Here is a 23,356-nt window from a genome sequence, read left to right as displayed (position 1 = left end):
CCCCAATCATTATTGAATCCCTAAACTGCCCCGATAAGCCTCTATTTGGGAATCTCGACCTTTTTTGTTGGTGACTTTTTCCCATTCCCGTTCTAAATGCTCCATAGTTTCTTGGCGAGTTTTCTTACCCAATAGGAAATCGTCTAAAGCAGTATCTAAAATTTCTCGCTCATAAAGGGCATTTTCCGGTACACGCAAATCTAATACCATGTTAGGATTCTTCAGACTCACAGCAATACCACCCAAGTATTTACTGACTGCTTTTTGTTTCATCCCTGATTTTAACCAGGCTTCACGATTGGTAAATTGGGAGATGCGGTAAGGATTAAAACCAGTAATCCCAATTGTGACATCAACATTAGATTGGGCTGGTTGGCTAATGTAGGAAATCAACGCATAACTAGCATCTTTAACTTCCGGTTTGGCTATAGCATTAATTCCTCCCACCCAGCCACCTACCGCACCGTAGGGAGCATGATTCACTCCATCAATGGCATAGGGACAAGTCAATTTATCACAGGGTAATAATTTACCAGTTTTGCGATCAAGAACTTCCTTACTACCAGGTAATATCAAAGCACCAATTTTGTCACTGATTTGGGAGAGGGTGGGATCGCTTAACAATGTACCCACATCACCCCAATCAAGAGTCATCGCACAACGCCCATCAAAAAATAAATCTCTGGCTTGATATAAATTCAGAGTCATTTCTTCTGGTGGTGAATATTTATTAGTTTCTTTGTAGATATCCAAAGCTTTCGCAAAGGCGGCGTTATTCACTAACGGTTTCATCGTTTCGGGGTCAAAATAACTGCCTTGTTGAGTTCCCTGACTTTGGAGAAACGGACTGGCTACCGACCAAAACAGCTTATGATTGGTGTGTTTTGGTTGTTTCGCCATACAACTGCCATAGTCTGGTTTACCATCACCATTCAGGTCTTGTCCGTGAAATTTTTTGGCGATCGCAATATAATCTTCCCAAGTGCGAGGCGGTTCTAGACCTGCTTTTTCTAACAAATCTGTGCGATAGTAGACCATGTGAAAGTCTCCATCCACAGGAACAGCATAGATTTTCCCGTTATAGGTTGCCGTAAATTCCCGAAAAAAGGGTGCAATATCATCCCACTGCAACAGCTTATCGGCTTTGACACGCTGCGTTAAATCTTCCAGATAACCAGGCTGGGCAAAATCTGTCATCCATTGCGGCGAGAAAACAACTACATCATACTTGTTAGTTTTGTTTTCAAAGTCCTGTTGCATCGCGGGAAAAACATCTTTGATTGGCAACTTTACCACGTTGACTTTAGCACCCGTCAGTTTTTCAAACTCCCGCGCCCGACGTTCAACGCCTACCCCAATGGGTTTATCGAAAGTTACAGCCGTGATGGTAATTCCATCAAATCTTTGCTGCTTGGTTGCGCTCTCTACAACATTTTTAACCTGACTAGCATCGGAATTTGGCTGATTTTGACTACAACCCAATATATTAAGCACTAACAAGCAAAATACCATAGAAGCCGAAATCTGGCGTTGATAAAGATGATTTTGGTTGCTGATTTTTCCCATTTTGCAGCAGTTACCCACATATTCAATATTGTCATCTTTAGTATTCCCATCTGATGCATAATATCTCTCTATGTTAGTAAGAATTTAGGAGTCATCTCCAATTAGCAATTCACAGTACCCCCCGGGAAAGCAAGCCACGCAATTCGCAATTAAGACAATTAGTGGCGGCTTGAACCCACCACAAAGAGCGATGACACCAACCTGCGATATGGTGGGGGCTTGTACCCACAAGGCAATTAATCAATTAGCAATCAACAATTCGCATTTTCAATTGTGAATTGCTAATTGTTAGGTCAGTAATCAGAATTCAAAATCACTATAGAATCATGAATTTGAGGGAATCAAAAAACTTTGAAACCCTCTCATGTCAAAAATTAGCTATTTGTTCTTGGGGGGAAGTTCAGTTAATTCCCTAATTGCTCTCGATAATCGGATTGTTTTACATAGCTCAGATATTGCCGATGGGGAATTACCAAAACCAGTGATTCGTCCCTATCCCATCCAGTATATTTAGGACGGTTGTTGCAATTGGGATGCAGCGAACATTTAACTCGAATTAGTGCGGAAATTTTGGCAGAAAATACGGGAATGCAACGAATTTGTCAGAAGTTTGGCTTTAGAATTAATCGCACGAGCGATATTTCCGTGATGAAAGCTGAAATTGATTTGTAAATTTTCCCTAATTTTTCACTGTTTTATCCTAATTGGTGCTATTCCTTTTGACTGTTAAAATTTTATCCTCACAAAATACTCAAATTTATCCCCTATACTTTAGTTGTAAGGGAATAAATACTGTTGAGAAAACTATAAAAACCGCAGGAAAAATTATATGTTGAAAGCACTAGATATCATGACAAAAGATGTTGGCACAATCCGTAGTTCCGCAACTATTGCTGAAGCTGTAAAATTAATGCAAGCTCACAATTGGAGAGCATTAATTGTAGAACGTCGCCATCCTCAAGACGCATACGGAATTATTACCGATTCCGATATTGTTAGTCAGGTAATTGCCTATGGACAAGACCCTGGTAAAATACGTGTTTATGAAATTATGACTAAACCATGTATTGTTGTAAATCCAGATTTGGGAGTAGAATATGTTGCCCGTTTATTTGCAAATCATCATTTGTTACAAGCACCCGTAATTCAAGGTGAATTAATCGGCATTATTTCAGCTACCGATATTATAGAAAAAAGCAAATTTGTAGAACTACCCCGAACAATTGCCCTCGAACAGGAGCTAAAGGACGCAATTAAAAAATCCCGCGAAATTTGTGCGAGTACTTCTCCCCTATCCGCAGAATGTGCTGCTGCTTGGGATATGGTTGATGAATTACAAGCTGAAATCGCCCATCAAGAAGCAAGACGGATTGAGAAAACAGCATTTGAAGAGTTTTGTGAAGAATTTCCCGAAGCCGTCAGAAAACATGAACTCGATGAATGGTGTAGTGGTTGATAACATCAAAGAAATATTATTTTTGTTAATTAATGGGTTTCAAGTCCCCAATTCTGCATCAGATTAGACTTTGAGAGGTGTGGTGAGAAATACGGGCAACAATTTGAGCTTATATTTGCCAACCCAAAATTGTAGCAATTTGATGGGCTAATTTTGTGGGTTCAAAAGGTTTGGCGATCGCGTCTGCGATTCCCAATTCGGTATAGCGTTTTTTGTCACTCGATTGAACTTTTGCAGTCAGTAAAATTACGGGTATATTCTGAGTTTCGGGATACTGCTGTAAGCGCTCAAAGGTTGCAATGCCATCCATATCAGGCATCATTACATCGAGTAAAATTGCATCGGGTTGTTCGTTTATGGCTTTATTTATACCTTCCTTTCCCGAACCTGCTGCAATTACATCCCAATTGGCAACGGTTTCTAAGCAAATCTTGGTAACTTCTTGGATGTACTCTTCGTTATCTACGATTAAAATCCGTTTTGTCATCCATTCTCCCAGCAATTACAAGTTAAACTTTGACACGATTTTGAGTAATCTCTCTGATTAATTCCATGACTTTTTGCTCGAATTCAGCACTGGTTGTCTGTCCTTTAATCAGAATTTCCGTACGTCCCAACTTTAGTTTAGTACGTTCTGTATCGTTTAAATACCGAGATGAGTAAACGACTAGGGAAATATTATGGAGACGCTCATGTTGCTGCAACCATTCCACCACTTCAAAAGCACTATATTCGGGTAGAATCAAATCGAGAATCATCAAATCGGGGTGAATTTCCTGGCTTTTACGAATTGCCTCCTTACCAGTTTTGGCAATAAATATTTCCACTCCATACTTTTCCAGTAGGGTACCAAGCATCTGAGCAAAGTTATCATCAGCGCAAATCAAAATTTTAGCAGAATATAAATTTTCTCCGGTTTCTGTGGGGGATGGAGGTAATAATTTAGCCTGACTAATAGGAATGGTAAAATAAAAATCGCTACCTTCTCCGAGGGTACTTTCTACCCAAATATTCCCCTGGTGCTGTCGAACAATACTCTTGCAAATTGCTAAACCTAAACCTGTACCATCCTGTTTACGAGAGTCAGATGCATCAACTTGTTGAAATCGCTCGAAAATCGTGTCTTTTTTATCTTCAGGAATCCCACGTCCACTATCTTTGACACTAAATAGGACATCATCTTTTTGCTGAATAGCTGCTAGGTAAACTGTACTGCCTGCGGAAGAAAATTTAATTGCATTACTCAATAAATTTGTAATAGTTTGAATGATTCTATCGGGATCAGCCCATATATTAATTGATAGATTAGTGACATCAAGATTGACTTGAGCTTTGTTGGCAATGGATTGCATGGTATTAACTGCTTCAGTAATTAAATTTTCTACCTTGCATGTTTGCTTTTCCATTCTTACCTTTCCCGACTCAATCCGTTCAATGTCGAGAATGTCATTAATTAGCCTGACTAAGCGTTTCGTACTGTTAGCGGCAATTTGTAATAATCGCTTTCCCCGCTCTGATTCTGGCTCTATTAATCCGCTAGCCAACATTCCCAAAGAAGCATGAATTGAAGTTAAGGGAGTGCGAAGTTCGTGACTGACTACCGATATAAATTCATCTTTCATCTGTTCGATTTGCTTACGGTGGCTAACATCTTGCAGATAAACTGTATAAATGATTTCTCCGCCTAAATTTAATTTAGAAATTGAAGCCTCTGCGGGAAATTCTCTACCATCTTTATGGATAGCAAAAATTTCGCGTCGCTCTGCCATTTTCCTAGCTTGTTGTGGAGAATTGCCAAACTCACGAACATGGTTTTGGTGGCTCTTGAGAAAACGTGCTGGAATTAAAATATCTAGTTTCTTACCCAAGACTTCTCCAGCTTGATAGCCAAATATTTTTTCTGCTCCTGAATTAAATATGGTAATTGCTTGGTGGCGATCGATGGAAATAATTGCATCATCGGCGATGTTAATAATCCCCTCACATAAAGTTTGAGAATTGCGTAATTCTTCCTGTATTTTCTGTTGATTTTGAAAGACGCGACGTATTAATTTACTGCGTTGTAAACGATTGCTGATGCGGGTGATTAATTCGGAAGCGATTATGGGTTTATTGACAAAATCATCGGCTCCCGCAGCGAAAACTTGGTTAATAGTATTGGTTTCATTATGAACGGTTAGAAATATAATAGGCAAATCGCACCAATAGGGATGATTTCTCACCGCTGTACATAATTCAATCCCACTCAATCCAGATATTTCCACATCCAAAATTAGCAAATCGGGATTAGTCGCTTCCAGTGTATCCCAAAAATTTTCCGGATTGTTGAGGGTGTGAATTTTGAATCCTCCAGGTAAGAGTATAACTTCGAGACTTTCGAGCATCTTCTGATCATCATCGACAGCTAATATTATTTCTTCTCTGGTTGTTGGAATGATGTTTTCTAAATTACTTGAGAACAGTTGTGAAACTTCCCTATTCTCTTCTGTCGTTGTATGGGGGTTCAATAATTTTGTTTCTTCTATTCCTGCTTCTAATTGGGTAATTGATAATATTTTTAACTCTTCTGATTTTTTAGTGGGTGGCTGTTTAATCTCAACCGCTAGAGCTTGCATCAAGTTATAAAAATTTTCAATATCTTTTTGATTTAATTTGCCTTTGAGAATCGTAGTAATTTTATGAACTATTTTTGTGGCTTTGGCAAAACCCAACGTTTCTAACAAACTCCCTAATGTCTGTATTTCTTGACGGGCAAAATTAATTATTTCTGGGTTGAGATGATGATTTTCTCCATTATTTTTGATGGCGATCGCCGCTTTGGCGGAGCGTAGCTCTATCGCCGCTTTCATGACAATATTTACTTGCGTCTCCACCCTATCTTTAAATTTATCCCAATTTTTACTGTTATCTGTGTATTTTTTCTGTTCAATAGTATTATCTAAATCATGCAAATCATTATCAAATGCTTGACTATCTAAATTATCCTTCGGTTTGTCTGGAAGATGATTTTTTACAACTTCTTGTGATAGTTTCTTCAACCGATAACCGATACCATAAACAGTCTCAATTAAATCACTTCCTGCCCCAACTGCTTTTAATTTGTGTCGTAATCCTTTGATGTGGGTGCGAACAGCCTCTTCTCCAGGTATTTCATCATAGGACCACAAATGTTCTAAAATCATGCTACAGCTAAATACTTGCTTCTTATTCCGCATGAATAACTCTAATAATCCGTACTCCTTGGGGGTTAGGGGGACTATTTTTTCCGCATATTTAACTTCGCAATTACTGGGGTCAAGTTTTAAATTTCCGACTTCTAATATTGGTAGAGTTGATATTCTTCCTCTTCGTAAAAGCGCGTGAATCCGAGCAATTAACTCTTCCTCATCGAAAGGTTTGACAACATAATCATCTGCTCCCGCATTTAAACCTACAGCTTTATCGTGACTGCCATCTTTTCCTGTTAACAATAAAATCGGTACTTCCAAACCGCGATCGCGAATGAACTGACACAAATGAATCCCATCTAATTTAGGAATTACCACATCTAACAAAATTAAATCGTAATCATAAGTCGCAATCAAATCCCTGGCACTTTCTCCATCTGTTGCTGTTTCCACCGCATAATTTTTAGCTAACAGTATGGTTCTGAGGATTTCTAATAGCTGAATATCATCCTCAACAACTAAAATTTTCATCTTGACTCTCTCGATCGTAGAAATAAGATTGCGAAGGAATTAGTCTCGAAGCAAAAATAAGTTTATGAAAGTACTTTGGTATTATAACTCCAAGATAGGTTGCCCTGGAGAATCATCAAGATAATTCCAGACAAAGGAATACCACCTCTATATGGGGAACTAAATTTTGAAAATATGGAAAAATCGAGCTTTCGAGGGAAAACCCGATTTTAAACTTGAGTAATATTCTAGAATCCTTCGTGGAAAGTTCGCTTGATGACATCAAGTTGCTGTTCGCGGGTTAATTTAATAAAATTCACCGCATAACCCGATACCCTAATTGTCAATTGGGGGTACAACTCTGGATGTTCCATTGCATCCATTAACATTTCTCGGTTCATGACGTTAACATTCAGATGATGTCCACCATCGTGGAAATAACCATCGAGCATCCCTACTAGATTATGAACGCGATCGCTCTCCAATTTCCCCAGGGCAGCAGGTACGATGGAGAAAGTATTAGAAATACCATCTTGTGCGTATTCATAGGGTATTTTTGCTACCGATGCTAGGGATGCGATCGCGCCTTTGCTATCCCGTCCATGCATGGGGTTTGCTCCTGGAGCAAAGGGTTCTCCAGCTTTTCTACCATCGGGTGTGTTCCCGGTTTTCTTGCCATAAACCACATTCGAGGTGATGGTTAATACCGATTGACTGGGTACGGCATCACGATAGGTTTTATGTTTGCGAAGTTCCCCCATAAATCTGGTGACTAAATGCACTGCAATCTCATCCACTCGATCGTCGTTGTTGCCGTATTTGGGATAATCCCCCTCGATTTGGTAATCTACAGCCAAACCATCTGCATTTCTCAGTACCTTGACACGAGCGTATTTAATCGCAGATAGAGCATCTGCAACCACCGATAATCCCGCAATTCCACATGCCATTGTTCGGAAGACATCGCGATCGTGTAATGCCATTTCCAGACGTTCGTAGCAGTATTTATCGTGCATGTAATGGATGACGTTGAGAGTATTAATGTAGGTTTTTGCCAACCATGCCATCATCCGCTCGAATTTATGCCAAACTTCGTTGTAATCTAAATATTCCGAGGTAATGGGTGCAGTCTCCAATCCCACCTGTTCGCCAGAACTTTCATCCTTACCGCCATTAATAGCGTATAACAAGCACTTAGCTAAATTCACCCTCGCGCCAAAAAACTGCATTTGCTTACCAATGCGCATTGCCGATACACAACAGGCGATCGCGTAATCATCACCCCAGTGCGATCGCATGATATCGTCGTTTTCATACTGAATCGAACTAGTTTCAATGGATACTTTTGTACAGTAGCGCTTGAATGCTTCTGGTAAACGTTGCGACCATAGTACAGTTAAATTCGGTTCGGGTGCTGCTCCCAAGTTATACAAAGTGTGCAGAATTCGGAAACTAGTTTTGCTTACCAATGCTCTACCATCTTCCCCCATTCCCCCCACACACTCAGTTACCCAAGTGGGATCACCAGAAAATAATTGGTTGTAATCGGGTGTTCGCAAGAATCGCACCATCCGCAATTTCATCACGAAATGGTCGATAAGTTCTTGTATTTCGGATTCAGTTATCTTACCTTGTCGTAAGTCGCGTTCAAAGTAGATATCCAGGAATGTAGAAATACGTCCGATGGACATTGCTGCTCCGTTTTGCTCCTTAACTGCTGCCAGATATGCTAAATAAAGCCACTGCAAGGCTTCTTTGGCATTTGCTGCGGGATGACTAATGTCAAAACCATAGCTAGCAGCCATTTCCTTGAGTTCAAATAGAGCTTTTACCTGCTCGGAAATTTCCTCTCGCAAACGAATTGTGAATTCATCAATCACATCCCCATCCAAGGATTCGAGTTGAGCTTTTTTATCCTCGACAAGACAATCTACCCCATACAAAGCAACTCGTCGGTAATCACCGATAATTCTTCCGCGTCCGTAAGCATCGGGAAGCCCGGTAACAATTCCGTAGTGCCGTACCAAGCGCATTTCCTTAGTATAGGCATCAAATACACCATCGTTATGGGTTTTACGATACTTGGTAAATATTTCTGCGGTTTGGGGATGGAGTTGATAACCGTAAGCTTCTAGCGAGTCTTTGACAACACGAATACCACCAAATGGCATGATTGCCCGTTTCAGGGGTTTTTCAGTTTGCAAACCGACTATTTTTTCCAAATCGCGATCAATATAACCGGGATGGTGGGAGGTAATAGTGGAAACAACTTCAGTATCCGCATCTAAAATTCCTTTTTCCCGTTCTAATTGCATCAAATTTTGAACTTGCTTCCAGAGCGCTTGGGTTTGTTCCGTCGCACCCATTAAAAATGACTCATCCCCTATGTAAGGAGTGTAATTCTTTTGGATAAAGTCACGCACATTGATTTCCTTCACCCATTTACCCGAATTAAAACCATGCCATTGCGTGAGCATATTATTTATACTCCCTATATGATTAAGTTCTCGATTCCTACTAGCCAATGCGTTGTTAGGAACTGCCTGTCAAAAGTAATTTTGGTGTTCTACTATCAATCAAGTCTTATTCTTCAATGGGACTATACTGTTAGCCTAGTTAAAAAACTTGAGGAAGTTGTGAAGATGTCAGATTGTATCGGTATTTAGGCGATCGCCATCTCATAAAATGATGATAGCTCATGTTACCTAGGTAATTGAACTGTAAAAGTGCTACCTTTACCGAATTCACTTTGTACATTTAATTTGCCTTGATGTGCCTGAACAATGGCTTGAGCAATGGCTAATCCTAATCCAGAACCACCAGTGTTACGAGAGCGATCGCTACTTACCCGATAAAAACGATCAAAAACTCGCTTCAGTTCATGTTGTGGGATACCAATACCTGTATCTTGAACTTTAATTACAGCATAATTATCATTGCTTTCTAAGATAACTGTGACTTCCCCTCCTTTGAGTGTATATTGAATTGCATTGACAATTAAGTTAGAAACCAGTCGATAAAGCTGATCGCAATTCCCCATAACATTCATATTTTGCTTAACTCGGATTGATGATGTCAGCTTGACTCCTGCGGTAGTTGCCATCGCTGCAAATTCTTCAATTAAATCGCTAACAATATCATTTAAACAACAAACTTCGTGCTGTAACTTTTGAGCTTGTCTATCTAAACGCGCTAACATCAATAAGTCAATGACTAAAGTTGTTAATCTCTGATTTTGACGCTGTATAGTTTGCAATATATCCCGTGTTTCTTGTACATCTATTTCTGACATTAAAAGTGCTGATTCTACAGTTGCACTTGTCGCAGCTAAAGGCGTTCGTAATTCATGTGCAGCATCGGCTGTAAACTGTTGAATTTGTCGATATGACTGATAAATTGGCTGCATCGCTAATCCTGACAACCACCAACTGGCACCAGCAATCATAACCATAGCCATCGGCAGCCCTAATATCAAAATTAGCTTGACACTATCCAAATAATGATTAAACTCTTCTAGACTTCGCCCTACCTGCATATATCCCCAATCCTGATAATTTCGGGTATGCAGAGATAGAGTAATTTGATGGTATTCTTTGCCTTGACTATCTTTGAGAAATTGCCAAGTTTTTGGAGTAAAAATATTAGGTAATCCCTCTGGATAATAACCAGCATTAGCAATTAATTTTCCTGAAGTATCAAAAAAACGTATATAGTAGCTAGTTTTTGTCACAATACCCAGAAGATGACGTTTAGAATGCGGCTGTTCTTGAATACAATTACTAGCCCCAATGCTACAGTTACCTGTATTTGGAAATAACTGGTTTACGAATGGTTCCAAACGTCCAGGTGACTGTAGTTTTAGTTCAATACTGTCGTGCAGTGTTCCCCCTACAGTCTCAATTTCACTGTCTAAAGCTACCACATGAGCATGAAATACAGATCTGTAAAAGCTAAAAGCACATAGGCTTAAAATCAAACCCATAACAATAGCATAATACAGAGCTAAACGAACGCGGGTAAGCCGAAACAGTTTATTTTGATTCATCTGAGAAATTAAGACGATACCCCATACCGTGTAAGGTTTCAATTGGGTTAGGACAGTCGTTACTTATGAGTTTACGACGTAACAAACGTATTTGCGCTGCCACTACATTACTACTAGATTCTGCATTAACTTCCCAAATTTGATTACGAATTTGCTCAGTCGTAACAATCTGGTGAGGATGGTTCATGAAATATTCCAATAGTTGGAATTCTTTATTAGTTAATGGAATACTTTGCTGTTCACCTATTGTATTTTGTCTAACAACTGTACTGTTGCCATAATCTAGAGTCAAGTTACCAACAGTTAATTGTTGGGGTTGAAAATGGGGGGAACGACGCTGCAAAGCCCGCAATCGTGCTAGAAGTTCCACCATGCCGAAGGGTTTTACTAAATAGTCATCGGCACCTGCATCTAGTCCGGCAACTTTATCTTCCATCCTATCTTTTGCAGTTAACATCAGGATAGGAAGAGGATTACCTTTATAACGCAGTCTTTTACACAATTCTAAACCACTAATTCCTGGAAGCATCCAATCAAGAATCCCTACTGTATATTGCGCCGAACTATTTTCTAAGTAAGCCCATGCTTCATTACCATCCATAACCCAGTCAACTAGGTACTTTTGTTGATTTAAAGTACGCTTAATAGCTGCCCCCAAATCTGACTCATCTTCGACTAGTAGAACCCTCATATCAAAGTCGATATTTAAAATTTATTAGTAAATTTCCGATTTTAGCATAGTTCGCCATAGGGCTAACTCTATTAATAGGGTTGCAGAAATGTATGAAATTAGGATGAAATTTTTAAAAATTAGGATTAGGCTATACAAAAACCGATAGTAGGTGAGTATCTTCTTATCTATACATCTTCATTAGCTATTTTTTGTTACTGCTTGGCATTTGGCTCAAGTTAATTAATTGCCACAGATAAATTATCGCTACTGTTTTGGGAAAAATTAAATATTCAATCAGAAATTTCATCTTAATTTCATCTTTATCCTTCAATATGAAAATATGCAGAGTTAGTGATGGGTGTCAATATTTTTATGGACGTAACTTAAACACTGTCTTAGTTCCCAATTCAAACTTCATCATTATCTATTTTTTAGTAAATTAAAACAGATTCAAGAGGTCACTAACTATACGAGTAATAGTTGTTAATCTGTTTATTTTCCAGAAAGCAATCTAAGTAAGTCGGTGAGAATAAACCTAACTATGTAACAGATTGTAAAATCGTCAAAACTGTTGCGATTGCTAGAGCCTACGGCACGCTACGCGAACATTCCACTTCGTTTCATTCGCAATGACATAGCGTGAATTATTTAAGCCGTTCTACTTAGTAAAAATGTTTCCATAAAATCAATCCAAATAAGTAAGTTCATGTAGCTATGAGAATTTGTAGTAATTTTTGAATTTTTGGTTACTTCATATGAATTATCTGGCAAAATCTTCATCCGTTGAAAGCATTGTCAACTCTCAGTGGAATCATGATCGTAAATGGAAAAATACTACGGCTACTGATGTTACCCAGGCTTTGGGGAATGTTCCGATTGTCAGGCTCAGAAATATTTCTCCTGTCTGTGCGATCGCAGAATGCTTATTGAAATTGGAAAGTTGTAATCCTGGGGGTTCAATTAAAGAAAAAAATGCAGTCTACCTCGTGACACGTGCGGAGGAAGAAGGGCTGCTTGTACCTGGTGGTACGATTATTGAGTCCAGCTCAGGGAATTTTGGCGTAGGGCTGGCGATGGTGGGAGCAGTTCGAGGATATCGAGTGATGATTGTCGTTGATGCCAAAACTGCACCACCCTTTAGAAGAATGCTGAAAGCTTATGGTGCAGAACTTGTAGATGTACCACTTGATGAGGCAGATGAATCAGGCTCAATGCAAAAGGCTAGAATGAAACGAGCGCGTGAACTGGCTGCAACTATTCCCAATGCTTGGTATCCATGTCAGCACCTTAATCCTTTGAATACGGAGGCTCATTCCTACTATACTGCCCGTGAGATTGAAGCCTATTTTGCTGACAATCTTGATGCTGTCGTGGTGGGTGTTAGTACTGCTGGACAAATAATGGGAATAGCTCGTTATCTGAAACCGCGATTCCCCAAAACACGAATTGTTGGCGTTGATGTGGTGGGTTCAGTGATTATGGGAACGCCAGCAAAACCTTACAAGATGACGGGTATTGGGTTATCTTTCTTTCCACCAAATCTAGATCTTTCCCTGCTCGATCGCGCTTATGTAGTACCAGAAGACTTAGCTTACTCAGTGTGTCACGCCCTTGCACGTCGTGAAGGGTTACTTTTAGGTGCATCAACAGGCGCAATTGTTGCTGGTGGTTTACATTTAGCGCGTGAACTAGGTGCAGGAGCGCGGATTTTGATGATTAATCCCGACCGAGGTGATAGATATTTAGAAACAATATATGATGCCGATTGGCTTGAGCGTCATGGATTTATCCTTAAACAAGACTCACACCTTGATGATGCGATCGCTTCACTAACTCCCATTTATTTTCAGTAGTGCTGACAAATATCATGAACACCTCACCCCAGCCCAAACAAGAAAGTAATCAAATAACTTCAGGGCGATCGCTGTTAGCATTACTCACCCAGTTTATTCCACTTTCTCTATCTGATGTGGCTATGACTCTTGGCGATCCACTTCAGACATCTGCACTCAGTCGCCTAGCCTACCCACAAGAGACATTAGCTGGAGTCGGTGTAGTCAAAGGAGTTGCGGTATTTCTGGAAAGCCCGATCATCATGATTCTTCATGCCTCAACTGCACTGGGAGGTCAAACCAAATCTCGACGCGCACTTTGGCAGTTTACGATGATTGTGGGATTATCTCTCAGTGGTATCTTTCTATTACTCACCTGGGAACCCTTGTATAACTGGCTATTGCTTGATGTATTCGGCGTTAGCTCATCAATTGCTGCCAGAGGAAGAACTGCTTTTTTATTGATGTTTCTGTGGCCTTTTGTAATTGCTTGGCGGCGATTCTTTCAAGGGTTGCTAATTCGCGCTCAAAAGAGCATCGCTGTAGGTTGGGCAAGTATAGCGCGATTGACTTGGGTAATTGTGTCGCTGGCAGTGGGAGTAATTTTACAGTTCGATGGCGCATTATTGGCAGGTATCACCATGATGGGAGCCGTACTCATTGAGGCAGTATTGGTGACATGGTTTTGTATGCGTCTTGGTGCTATTTCTATTCTTAACCAACAAGGATATTCTGAGACTAAGAAACTGCCTCAAACCTTGGGTGGAGTCACCTTTTATTACTTTCCTTTAGCCTCAACAATGCTTTTGGTTTGGGGTGCAAGAGCCATACTTTTGAGTTTGATTGCTCGCTCATTTGATGGTAGTCTTGCCCTCGCAGTGTGGCCTGCGGCGTGGGGGCTAGTTCTTTCAGTTGCTAACGGTACACGGATGATTCAACAAGTGATCATTTCTGCTTATGAAGAAACTTCTAGGCGCACACTGGTTGCTTTTGTCATGATTGTCGGGCTAAGTTTTACTTTCATACCGTTTTTTCTTGGATTTACAGATAACGGATTATTTTTACTGCGTCAGTTTTTGGGGAATAATCCCTCTCTTGTAGAAGCATCTCGTCCAGTTATACAAATACTCTCATGTTTTCCCCTGCTCTTAGCTCTGCAAAATACGTTTCAAGGGTTACTAATTCACAGGGGTAAAAACTGGTTCATCAACTTGGCAACAGTAGTTGCTGCTACCTTTACTTTAGTAGTATGTGGAAGTTTAATTTTTACCAAACATAGCGGAGCTACTTCAGCAGCCTATGGAATGCTTGCGGGTGTAATTAGTGAAATAATCGTGCTTTTTTTCGCACTTCAAAGGAAATAATCAGAACAATTATGGCTAGTTGATGATTGCTAGGTAAGTCAATCGCCATCAAAACTCCTGACATGAAACATAAATCAGGAAAATTGCCCTAAAAATCAAAGTAGATGTAAGGCAAACTACCTTCAGGGGCAAGTACCCAAACACAATACAATCCGAGAGGAACAAATACTAGCTTCAAGGGCCAATTGAATTGTAGTTTTAGCTGACGTTTGCAGATACTGCTGATAAACATGAGCAAAAACAGCAGTGATAACAATCCAGTCAGTTGAACTGGGGTAATATTTAATGTCTCGGTATAAACTTTGTCTATGAATTGTGCATCCGAGACTTTGCCCCACAGATTTTGCACAACATAGACAGAATCTTCGAGTTTCGGTAGACGGAACCAAATCCAGGAAGTAAAGACAGTTATCTGGGTGAGTAACCAAGCAATGACGATACCTAGGGGATTTTGCCAAAAACGTTCTACGGGTTCAGAGTTTTCTGCCATTACATAGGTAAGACGATGTATAACTAATGCCCAACCATGAATTACTCCCCAAACCACAAAACCCCAGAGGGAACCGTGCCAAATGCCAGCGACAAACATAACGATGAGCAAATTCAAGCAGGTACGATCCAAGCCGCGACGGGAACCACCTAGGGGAAAATACAGATAGTTGCGTAACCAATCACCTAAAGTCATGTGCCAACGTCGCCAAAAGTCAGCAATACTGGTACTGAAATAGGGAGCATCAAAGTTTTCTGGTAATGTCAAACCAAACAGTAAAGCGCTACCCCTGGCAATATCTACATAACCACTAAAATCCAGGTACAATTGCAAGCCATAGGCAAAAGTTGCTAACCACAAATCGCCACTTCCTGCCCGTTGCAAATTACTAAAACATAAATCAACAAATATCCCCAAATGGTCTGCGAATACTGCTTTTTTGATAGCTCCTCTAGCAATTAACCACATTGATTCGGCGACAGTATCAACGGTAGGTAAACGCAGATTTTGTAACTGAGTTGCAAAATTATGGTACCGGGTAATAGGACCAGAAATTAATTTAGGAAAGAAGAATTTATAGGCAGCAAATTGGAAGAATTTAGTAGTTGCTGGCGCGCCTCGGTAAACATCAATTAAATAGGCGATACATTCAAAGGTAAAGAAGGAAATTCCGAGGGGTGAGATAATTTTGAAATTTTGTGTATTTTGCGGGTCGAAGAAATGGAGGATACCACCAATATATTTAAAACCTAATAATAAGCCAACATTTAAAATTATCCCCAGCCATAATCCCAATAAGCGCTTACGATTCCAGTCAGCATGGGCAAATTGCCATTCTTCATTGGATATGTGCCAATCTTGAGAGTTAGGAGTATTTTGTCCGAGGGCAATTCCCAGGCGAAAATTTATGAAGGTGAGAGCAAGTAGGAGTGGTAAATAAATAGTTTGTAGGGATGTATAGAAAGCTAAACTAGCTATTAATAAAATGCCCAGACGTAGGTATTGTTGTTTGATTGACCAGTAGATGACTGCTGTACTTAAGAGAAATAATCCGTAAAGGATAGAAATTAAATTCATGTTTGAGGTTTTGTTATATTTTTTCTGACTAAAATTATTTATTTGACCAAGGAATCATGGGGTCTTTGGCAATTTTTTGTGAGACTTCATAGGCTCCATAACGGTTGAGGTGACTGGGGTCAGAAAAATACTCATTTTTGTCAGGAAATAGCTGATTTAAGTCTCGATAAATTAAACGGGATTTACTGCCAAGGGCGAGCATATATTTTTGAAAATCCTGTTCATGTTTACTACGAATTGTATCCATGTAATCGTCAGTAAGAGGCATGTTAATAAAGACGAGGGAAATATTTTGTGATTGGGTATATTGCAGTAAAGCTTGGGTGGCAGAATCTTGAATTCCGTTGAGTTGAAATGATTTGTAATCGTTGTCGTAGCTGCCTGTAACTTTGGCGTATTTTTGATAGTAGGTTTGGGGGTTAAAGCGAATCGAAAGGGGGAGAAATCCGTCAAAATCTACTGTGGCATCACCAATATCTTGTTCTGTGGCTGGAGCGTCGATTTTTGTGATGGCTTTGTGGGATGGGGAGTTAAAAGATACTAAGGATTTTAGTTGATGATTGAGGAGGTTTTTAACTTGCTGACGTTGTTGGTAGGTAGGGGAAAGGGTGGATAAAATTTGGTTTAAATTTTCGTCTAATACTTGGTAATAATTGATGGGTGGGGTGTTTGGGGTTTGGGGTGTGGAGCTAGTATTCTCTGAAGCGGAGGGATTTTTATCGGAAATTGCCCTTTTGAGTGCTTGTTGATAACCGGGAGAAGCAGCGATCGCCTTAAATGTCATATCTTCTCTACCACTATTAAACGCCCGTGCCCCGTCTGCCCAGATAATTAACTTCGGTAGTTCTGAGGGTTCCAGAATTCGCCTGACGAGAAAATCTACTACCTGGGCTGTGGCTCCATTTATACCAAAGTTAAAAATATCCACATTGGCAAAACCTTGGGTTTTTAAGGCTGTTTTCAAGGCATTGGGGTCAATTCCCCGTAGTGCCCGTGAGGAACCAATTATCAAAACATCAGGTGTTTTCCCGGTTTGAATCAGACGTTGTTTATACAGCGCTAGTTGTTCATCTAGTTGGCGAGCATTGAAGGTAGATTGTTGGTTGCGTGCTGCTAGTCTCATGGCTGTTGTCACTGCCTGATTTCGCGCTGGAGAGACATCACTGCGAGTAAAGCTGGAAGCGTTAAAGACATAACTACCGCCTTGGGTAAATTTCTCCTTGGCAGCACTACTAAGTAAGACGGATGAATTATTCTCTGGTTTTACTGGTTGGGTTTGCCTGGCAATGGGGGGAGGAGGATTGTTGATGGCAGTAATTTGTCCGAGTATCCAATCTGTTTGTAGGGCAAGTAATAACCCTAAGGTTCCCCAAACAAAGGCAACTACGCCACTTTGAGCATCAAACGCCGGTTCTAAGGGTTGATCATTCTCCGCAAATAACTGGGTTCTCAGGAAAAAGTTGCGAACATCACTTAACCAGTCTTTTGCTGTCTCGGTGACTATTCGCTGTACCATCACTGGTGTCACTTCGGGGCGAATAATTGGTTCTTCTTGCTTGAGTGGCAGCAATTCACCAATATAAGCTGCCGTGGCGGCAAATTCTGGAGAAGCTTCGGGAACTAACCGTTGGCGCTTGATGAAATCTGCTCCCGTTTGCCAGAAGGGTTCCTTATTCCCTGCTCGTCTACCATAGACTCGCACACCGACAATACCAGGAACTTTGATTTGTCGTAAAAATTTGATGATAGCTGGTGCTACCCGTTTCCGCGATGGGCAAACAGGAGCGTCACACATGATGTGTAAGATATCACTACGGCGCAGCAGTAAAACCCTTGTGCCCCCAGTGGTTAGGCGGATATCGATATTTGGATTAATGACACGTTCCAGGAGGAATATTAAGGCGGATTCATCTCCTTGTTTACAGAGTTCGAGAACCGTGGGAGCGAGGGAAGGGTGTTCATGGGCTGGGAGCGATCGCCAATCTACCCAGACAGGTTGTTTATCTTGGGTGGTTTTTTGTCCATAGATAGCGGTGGCGAGAATTCCCTGGGGGGCGATCGCCTCTAGTTGGGGTAGTATCCTCTCGACGCATAAACTTTGGTTGGGAGCTTCCCCAGAGCCTGCTTTTGGCGTACAAAATAGGTGGAGTGTTGATTCCTTTAAGGTAGCGGTGAGATGAATTTGGACATCCGCCAAGGTTGTAGATAATAAGCGGGCGATCGCCTGAATATCTCCCCACCTTGCCCACTCCTTTAACATTACCTGGGGAGGAGTTAAATCAATGCGTAACAACCAATCGGGGGTAGTTTCTCCCTCAACCATGGAGGCAAGCACCGCATCATCGTAGCCTGTTAATTCTAGATAGCGTAATTTCTGGGCAACCGGTTCGGCAATCAAAGATGGATCGGGAGTATATGCTGATTGACAAAATACCCATAACCGCTTCTTTTGTTCCTCCTGGGAAGACGACTGATTTTTGATTTTGACTTTGACAGCCACCCCCAAAGTGCTGAGAGTCTCACTCAAATAGCGGGCGATCGCCTCCGGATCACCCTTCTTTGCCAAGCTTTCATTAGAGAGAATTAATGCCCCACCCTTCCCATTCAAACTATCCTCAGACTTCTGCTCACCGCTCAACAGCGCCTGTTCAACCTGCTGTAAATGCTTATCTAGCTGGTTTAAATGCACACGATGGCACCACTGAGGACGTGCCTCACCTTTTTTCCTGCCGTAAACAAAAACCTGGTATATTGAAGGCTCTTCATAATTGGTCAAAACATCCAGGTCTGTTTGTTGGAGCGCCTTGAGTAAATCAGATAAGGTTTGCCAACGCTGGGGACATTCTTGAGCCTCACAAAGAATGTGTAAATCATTTCCCCGCAAATGGATTTTCACCCCAAAAGTATTAATCCCTGTGGCTTGGCTTACCCACTGCGCTAGTGATTGCTGTCTTGTTGGTAAATCTTTTTTCATGGGAAATTGACTTGTTGGGAAAGGATTAGGGGAAGGAAGTAGGGAGCTAGGGGACAGGGGAAGGGTGTTTCTATCACCTATCGAGCATTAGTGTTCCCAAATTGCTCAACCAAATTTATGCACTTGGAAAATTTTTAACATTTTTATTATATTTTTAGCTCATGACATCGGTTAAGAGAGTCGAAAGTCAGAGTTGTACCAATTCAAAATTAAGAAAGCCAGACATAACAAAGGTTTAGGAATGTGTATGTGTCGCATGGTTTTTGCACATTGGAGTTAGGGGACAAGGTGAAAGATATTTTGTATTCTCTCCTATTACCTATCCCCTATTTCGTTTAGCCTTAAAAGCGCTAAAAATGTTGCCTTTTTGCCAAAAACCGCCTTGATCGGGCTGGGGGAGTCAGAATTCGCCAATATATCCAGAGCTATATTGCACTTTCCACGCAGTAATCCTCCGTATGGATTAATACATTCAGATAAAAATCATGAAACTACTGTAAAATGGGCGCGTGTGGATTTTTTCACTGACCCATTTCGACAATCAAATTCTCTGAGCCTCAAAACTGAGAGGATGTGGATATTCCCCAGCATTATCCTTTCCCTTATCCCCTTCCCCCAAATTGCCATGCCACCAATCCCTGAGAAATCTACCGGAATCGATTTAGGTTTGTTCACAATTCCCCAAAGTTTGCTTTTACAGGTGGGTACAACTTCTTTGTTGATGCTTGTCTTGGCTCAAAAAGCTGCGAATCAGACATTAGAAGCGATTGGGCAAGCTAGTGAAGAAGTATTTCGTAGCGATCGCCTACCGATTTTAGACTTTCCCCAACCAGAACAGAGCAGCAAATAACTCACGCTGATACCACAAAAGCGGAAAATTAATGTGGCAAACCCTATAACGGTTGAGAACAAAACCTGAAATTATAAAAAAAGTAATCGGCTTTACCAGAACAGAGAATATCGTACTTTCCTTGGGACATATTGTTTGGTAAAGCGGAAATGCTGAATATACAAGTATTTCCCACCCCAAATCTAGAATCTAAAATTGGTATGAGTTCCCTTTTATACTCTTTTGCTCAGGCTGTGAATATCTACCCTGCCTCAGACTTGTTTTTACGGCACCGTCTCCAGGTGATGGAAGATTTGTGGGAGTCTGTTCTCCGACAAGAATGTGGTCAAAATATGGTGGACTTATTGCGGCAATTACGCGATTTATGTTCCCCAGAAGGACAAGCAACAAATGATCATGCAGCCTCTGTATCGAAGCTGATTGAGCAGCTGAATATCAATGAAGCCATTCGAGCAGCCCGCGCCTTTGCCTTGTATTTCCAATTGATTAACATCATAGAGCAAGATTACGAGCAACGGCAGCAAATGACTCGTTACGAGGAGGAATCATCGGCGATGTCTGGTGATACCTTCCCCAATATTATTTCCTCCCATGGGGAGTACCAAGGGGAAGAAACTCCTGCCAATAGTGGACTAGGGGCAGATATTCTGGCAAGAAGTTGGTTGGCAAAATCTGACAGTAAAAACAAAGGCACCTTTGCGGATTTATTCCCCCAGCTATATAGATTGAATGTACCACCCCAGCAAATTCAACGGCTGATCACTCAATTAGATGTGCAGTTAGTTTTCACCGCACACCCGACAGAAATTGTCCGTCATACGATTCGTGACAAACAGCGTCGGGTAGTCCAGTTACTCCAAGAGTTGGATATGGTGGAAAAACGGGGTAATAGCTGGGAAGCGTCGGAACTTAAAGAGCAATTAATTGAGGAAGTCCGTTTGTGGTGGCGTACCGATGAGTTACACCAGTTTAAACCCTCGGTGTTAGATGAGGTAGATTACGCCCTCCATTACTTCCAGGAAGTATTATTTGATGGTATTCCCGATTTATACAAACGCTTCAAACACGCTTTGTCGGGAACTTTCCCCTGGTTACAACCCCCTAGCAAAAACTTTTGTAAATTTGGTTCTTGGGTGGGTGCAGATCGGGATGGCAACCCCTCGGTAACTCCAGAGGTAACGTGGCAAACTGCCTGTTATCAACGCAATATGGTGCTGGAGAAATACATTAAATCTGTCAAGCGCTTGATTAGCTTGTTGAGTATGTCCCTGCACTGGAGTGATGTACTCCCAGATTTACTGGAGTCTCTGGAATTAGAACAATCCCAGATGAGCAGCGTCTACGAGCAATTGGCGTTACGCTACCGTCAGGAACCCTATCGGTTAAAAATGTCCTATGTGCTGAAGCGGTTAGAAAATACCCGCGATCGCAACATGGCACTTTACAAAGGAGAAACTCCCAAAGATTCCCTACCTATCTATCGTTCGGGGGATGATTTTTTAGCAGAGTTGCGTCTGATTGAGCGGAATTTAACTGAGACTGGGTTAACCTGTCGAGACTTGGAAAATTTGATTTGCCAGGTAGAGATTTTCGGCTTTAATTTGACTTCCTTAGATATTCGTCAAGAATCTTCCCGTCACTCCGATGCTTTAAATGAGATTCTCGAATATCAAGGAGTTCTTAAGCAATCCTATGACAGCTTGTCCGAGGAAGAGCGGGTAACTTGGTTAGCAGAGGAATTATTAACCCGTCGTCCTTTAGTTCCCGCAGAATTACCCTTTTCTGAGAAAACCAACGATATTATCGAGACACTGCGGACAGTGCGATCGCTCCAGCAAGAGTTTGGCACCAATATCTGTCAGAGTTACATCATCAGTATGTGTCGAGAAGTCAGCGATGTTCTGGAAGTATTATTACTCGCTAAGGAAGCGGGTTTATACGACCCTGGAACCTCCATTGGTACAATTCAAGTAGTTCCCCTCTTTGAAACGGTCGAAGATTTACAGCGCTCCCGCAGTGTTATGCGGAAACTGTTTGAATTACCCCTGTATCGAGCTTTATTAGCGGGTGGATATGGCGAAATTGATGGGAATTTTGAGTCTTCCCGTCTCCCCCTTTCCCCCACCCTACCCCTAAAATCCTCCCTGACACCCAACCTTCAAGAGGTAATGTTAGGGTATTCTGACAGTAACAAAGACTCTGGCTTTTTAAGCAGTAACTGGGAAATTCATAAGGCACAAAAATCCCTGCAAACCATCGCCGAAGAATATGGTCTGACCCTGCGGATATTCCACGGACGGGGTGGTTCCGTGGGACGGGGTGGTGGTCCTGCCTATGAGGCGATTTTGGCACAGCCCGGTCACAGTATTAACGGCAGAATTAAAATTACTGAACAGGGAGAAGTTCTAGCTTCTAAATATTCCCTGCGAGATTTGGCACTGTATAACCTCGAAACTATCACCACCGCAGTCATTCAAGCCAGTTTACTCGGTAAGGGGTTCGATGATATTGAACCTTGGAACGAGATTATGGAAGAATTAGCCCAGCGATCGCGCTCCCATTACCGAAACCTGATTTACGAGCAACCAGATTTCATCGACTTTTTCCACCAAGTTACCCCCATCGAAGAAATTAGCCAACTGCAAATCAGTTCACGTCCTGCGCGTCGTCCCTCCGGTAAACGGGATTTGAGCAGTTTACGGGCAATTCCCTGGGTATTTAGCTGGACACAAACCCGCTTCCTTCTCCCTTCCTGGTATGGTGTGGGAACAGCTTTGCAGGAATTTATCGATGCAGAACCAGAGGAACACATGAAGCTGCTACGCTATTTCTATGCGAAATGGCCCTTCTTCAAGATGGCAGTTTCCAAGGCAGAAATGACCCTTGCCAAGGTAGACTTGCAAATGGCAAGCCGCTATGTGGAAGAATTATCTCAACCAGAAGATAAACAACGGTTTGAGAAAGTCTTTGAACAAATTGCCAGTGAATACTACCTCACACGGGATTTAGTTTTGCAAATCACCGAACATCAGCGCTTACTTGATGGCGATCCCGTCTTGCAGCGTTCGGTACAACTGCGCAACGGTACTATTGTCCCCCTAGGGTTTATTCAAGTTTCCCTGCTGAAACGTTTGCGACAAGCTAAAAATAGCGCCACTTCTGGGGTGATTCACTCCCGTTACAGCAAAGGGGAATTGCTTCGTGGTGCATTACTTACCATTAACGGGATTGCTGCGGGAATGCGAAATACTGGTTGATGTCATTTCATATCATGTTCGCTTGATTACTTATAATTCTTAATTTACCCCACCCGCCTATCGGCACCCTCCCCTTGGCAAGGGGAGGGATGGGG

The 23,356-nt window shown here is 41.4% G+C and carries 15 protein-coding genes; 7 read left to right on the top strand and 8 right to left on the bottom strand.

Translation table 11 applies throughout. The features are described from left to right. Window positions 1-9: 9 nt before the first annotated feature. On the bottom strand, window positions 10-1,566 hold the full coding sequence (locus IJ00_RS03895; protein ID WP_035150286.1) for an ABC transporter substrate-binding protein: 1,557 nt from the start codon (window positions 1,564-1,566) through the stop codon (window positions 10-12). A gap of 364 nt (window positions 1,567-1,930) precedes the next feature. Here IJ00_RS03895 and IJ00_RS28730 point away from each other — a divergent pair, with 364 nt between their 5' ends. The 3 genes from IJ00_RS28730 (at window position 1,931) to IJ00_RS03890 (ending at window position 3,022) form a co-directional block, all read left to right on the top strand. Beyond that, a complete protein-coding gene (locus IJ00_RS28730) occupies window positions 1,931-2,080 on the top strand; it encodes a hypothetical protein (protein ID WP_168163415.1) in 150 nt (49 codons plus the stop codon). Between the two features lie 14 nt (window positions 2,081-2,094). Further along, a complete protein-coding gene (locus tag IJ00_RS28725) occupies window positions 2,095-2,238 on the top strand; it encodes a hypothetical protein (RefSeq protein WP_168163414.1) in 144 nt (47 codons plus the stop codon). A gap of 157 nt (window positions 2,239-2,395) precedes the next feature. Further along, complete coding sequence (locus IJ00_RS03890; protein WP_035150281.1) at window positions 2,396-3,022, top strand: CBS domain-containing protein; 627 nt, start codon at window positions 2,396-2,398, stop codon at window positions 3,020-3,022. A 109-nt stretch (window positions 3,023-3,131) separates the two neighbouring features. Here IJ00_RS03890 and IJ00_RS03885 read toward each other — a convergent pair whose 3' ends face one another. The 5 genes from IJ00_RS03885 to rppA form a co-directional block, all read right to left on the bottom strand. Next, window positions 3,132-3,509, bottom strand: a complete 378-nt coding sequence (locus IJ00_RS03885) for a response regulator (protein WP_035150279.1) — start codon at window positions 3,507-3,509, stop codon at window positions 3,132-3,134. A gap of 22 nt (window positions 3,510-3,531) precedes the next feature. Then, entirely contained in the window at window positions 3,532-6,720 is a 3,189-nt protein-coding gene (locus tag IJ00_RS03880; protein WP_035150272.1) for a response regulator, read from the bottom strand. Window positions 6,721-6,947: 227 nt separating this feature from the next. Then, complete coding sequence (gene pflB, locus IJ00_RS03875; RefSeq protein WP_035150270.1) at window positions 6,948-9,176, bottom strand: formate C-acetyltransferase; 2,229 nt, start codon at window positions 9,174-9,176, stop codon at window positions 6,948-6,950. A gap of 224 nt (window positions 9,177-9,400) precedes the next feature. After that, entirely contained in the window at window positions 9,401-10,744 is a 1,344-nt protein-coding gene (rppB, locus tag IJ00_RS03870) for a two-component system sensor histidine kinase RppB (protein ID WP_035150269.1), read from the bottom strand. Continuing rightward, the gene (gene rppA, locus IJ00_RS03865; protein WP_035150267.1) at window positions 10,731-11,435 is read right to left on the bottom strand and encodes a two-component system response regulator RppA; all 705 of its coding nucleotides are present in this window, start codon (window positions 11,433-11,435) and stop codon (window positions 10,731-10,733) included. Before rppA ends, rppB begins: the two co-directional genes overlap by 14 nt. 737 nt (window positions 11,436-12,172) lie before the next feature. On the opposite strand from rppA, the gene IJ00_RS03860 reads away from it, so the two are divergent. Together IJ00_RS03860 and IJ00_RS03855 are read left to right on the top strand one after the other, a co-directional pair. Then, window positions 12,173-13,270 (top strand): cysteine synthase family protein, encoded by a 1,098-nt coding sequence (locus IJ00_RS03860; protein ID WP_035150264.1) that lies wholly within the window; start codon window positions 12,173-12,175, stop codon window positions 13,268-13,270. A 14-nt stretch (window positions 13,271-13,284) separates the two neighbouring features. Next, on the top strand, window positions 13,285-14,613 hold the full coding sequence (locus tag IJ00_RS03855; protein WP_035150260.1) for a hypothetical protein: 1,329 nt from the start codon (window positions 13,285-13,287) through the stop codon (window positions 14,611-14,613). 88 nt (window positions 14,614-14,701) lie between these two features. On the opposite strand, the gene IJ00_RS03850 is transcribed toward IJ00_RS03855, so the two are convergent. After that, entirely contained in the window at window positions 14,702-16,180 is a 1,479-nt protein-coding gene (locus IJ00_RS03850) for an MBOAT family protein (RefSeq protein WP_035150255.1), read from the bottom strand. A gap of 34 nt (window positions 16,181-16,214) precedes the next feature. Continuing rightward, on the bottom strand, window positions 16,215-19,154 hold the full coding sequence (locus IJ00_RS03845) for a DUF1574 family protein (RefSeq protein WP_035150252.1): 2,940 nt from the start codon (window positions 19,152-19,154) through the stop codon (window positions 16,215-16,217). 625 nt (window positions 19,155-19,779) lie between these two features. On the opposite strand from IJ00_RS03845, the gene IJ00_RS03840 reads away from it, so the two are divergent. Together IJ00_RS03840 and ppc are read left to right on the top strand one after the other, a co-directional pair. After that, window positions 19,780-20,004 (top strand): hypothetical protein, encoded by a 225-nt coding sequence (locus IJ00_RS03840; RefSeq protein WP_035158372.1) that lies wholly within the window; start codon window positions 19,780-19,782, stop codon window positions 20,002-20,004. A 200-nt stretch (window positions 20,005-20,204) separates the two neighbouring features. Then, window positions 20,205-23,261 carry a phosphoenolpyruvate carboxylase gene (gene ppc, locus IJ00_RS03835; protein WP_035158370.1) on the top strand — a complete coding sequence of 1,019 codons (3,057 nt, stop codon included), beginning with the start codon at window positions 20,205-20,207 and terminating at the stop codon, window positions 23,259-23,261. The last annotated feature ends 95 nt before the right edge of the window (window positions 23,262-23,356 follow it).

It is taken from the genome of Calothrix sp. 336/3 (assembly GCF_000734895.2).
GTDB lineage: Bacteria > Cyanobacteriota > Cyanobacteriia > Cyanobacteriales > Nostocaceae > 336-3.
Note: the sequence above shows the minus strand (reverse complement) of the source record. Positions and strands in the feature narration are given on the sequence as shown.

Coding starts and splice junctions, on each gene's coding strand:
- IJ00_RS03890 (WP_035150281.1), top strand. CDS start 2,396: ATGTTGAAAGCACTAGATATCATGACAAAAGATGTTGGCACAATCCGT.
- ppc (WP_035158370.1), top strand. CDS start 20,205: ATGAGTTCCCTTTTATACTCTTTTGCTCAGGCTGTGAATATCTACCCT.
- rppA (WP_035150267.1), bottom strand. CDS start 11,435: ATGAGGGTTCTACTAGTCGAAGATGAGTCAGATTTGGGGGCAGCTATT.
- IJ00_RS03840 (WP_035158372.1), top strand. CDS start 19,780: ATGCCACCAATCCCTGAGAAATCTACCGGAATCGATTTAGGTTTGTTC.
- IJ00_RS03855 (WP_035150260.1), top strand. CDS start 13,285: ATGAACACCTCACCCCAGCCCAAACAAGAAAGTAATCAAATAACTTCA.
- IJ00_RS03885 (WP_035150279.1), bottom strand. CDS start 3,509: ATGACAAAACGGATTTTAATCGTAGATAACGAAGAGTACATCCAAGAA.
- rppB (WP_035150269.1), bottom strand. CDS start 10,744: ATGAATCAAAATAAACTGTTTCGGCTTACCCGCGTTCGTTTAGCTCTG.
- IJ00_RS03845 (WP_035150252.1), bottom strand. CDS start 19,154: ATGAAAAAAGATTTACCAACAAGACAGCAATCACTAGCGCAGTGGGTA.
- IJ00_RS03860 (WP_035150264.1), top strand. CDS start 12,173: ATGAATTATCTGGCAAAATCTTCATCCGTTGAAAGCATTGTCAACTCT.
- IJ00_RS03895 (WP_035150286.1), bottom strand. CDS start 1,566: ATGGGAAAAATCAGCAACCAAAATCATCTTTATCAACGCCAGATTTCG.
- IJ00_RS03850 (WP_035150255.1), bottom strand. CDS start 16,180: ATGAATTTAATTTCTATCCTTTACGGATTATTTCTCTTAAGTACAGCA.
- IJ00_RS03880 (WP_035150272.1), bottom strand. CDS start 6,720: ATGAAAATTTTAGTTGTTGAGGATGATATTCAGCTATTAGAAATCCTC.
- IJ00_RS28730 (WP_168163415.1), top strand. CDS start 1,931: ATGTCAAAAATTAGCTATTTGTTCTTGGGGGGAAGTTCAGTTAATTCC.
- pflB (WP_035150270.1), bottom strand. CDS start 9,176: ATGCTCACGCAATGGCATGGTTTTAATTCGGGTAAATGGGTGAAGGAA.